This is a genomic window from Streptomyces sp. NPDC053432, assembly GCF_055585365.1.
The window spans coordinates 1-1,064 of record NZ_JBVJKF010000065.1; the positions used below are offsets into that span (position 1 = coordinate 1).

General features: G+C 55.8%; 1 rRNA gene. It reads left to right on the plus strand.

Annotated elements, in window-relative coordinates:
- Window positions 1-1,033: ribosomal RNA gene (locus tag ACZ6Y1_RS37540) — 23S ribosomal RNA — on the plus strand; the annotation flags it as partial.
- Window positions 1,034-1,064 lie beyond the last annotated feature (31 nt).

Here is a 1,064-nt window from a genome sequence, read left to right on the forward strand (position 1 = left end):
GGGGTTGCGAAGCTGAGAACTTAAGCGCCAGTAAACGGCGGTGGTAACTATAACCATCCTAAGGTAGCGAAATTCCTTGTCGGGTAAGTTCCGACCTGCACGAATGGCGTAACGACTTCTCGACTGTCTCAACCATAGGCCCGGTGAAATTGCACTACGAGTAAAGATGCTCGTTTCGCGCAGCAGGACGGAAAGACCCCGGGACCTTTACTACAGTTTGATATTGGTGTTCGGTTCGGCTTGTGTAGGATAGGTGGGAGACTTTGAAGCCGTGACGCCAGTCATGGTGGAGTCGCCGTTGAAATACCACTCTGGTCGTGCTGGATGTCTAACCTCGGTCCGTGATCCGGATCAGGGACAGTGTCTGATGGGTAGTTTAACTGGGGCGGTTGCCTCCCAAAGGGTAACGGAGGCGCCCAAAGGTTCCCTCAGCCTGGTTGGCAATCAGGTGTTGAGTGTAAGTGCACAAGGGAGCTTGACTGTGAGACCGACGGGTCGAGCAGGGACGAAAGTCGGGACTAGTGATCCGGCGGTGGCTTGTGGAAGCGCCGTCGCTCAACGGATAAAAGGTACCCCGGGGATAACAGGCTGATCTTCCCCAAGAGTCCATATCGACGGGATGGTTTGGCACCTCGATGTCGGCTCGTCGCATCCTGGGGCTGGAGTCGGTCCCAAGGGTTGGGCTGTTCGCCCATTAAAGCGGTACGCGAGCTGGGTTTAGAACGTCGTGAGACAGTTCGGTCCCTATCCGCTGTGCGCGTAGGAATATTGAGAAGGGCTGTCCCTAGTACGAGAGGACCGGGACGGACGAACCTCTGGTGTGCCAGTTGTCCTGCCAAGGGCATGGCTGGTTGGCTACGTTCGGGAGGGATAACCGCTGAAAGCATCTAAGCGGGAAGCCTGCTTCAAGATGAGTATTCCCACCTCCTTGAGAGGGTAAGGCTCCCAGTAGACGACTGGGTTGATAGGCCAGATGTGGAAGCCCGGTAACGGGTGAAGCTGACTGGTACTAATAGGCCGAGGGCTTGTCCTCAGTTGCTCGCGTCCACTGTGTTAGTTCTGAA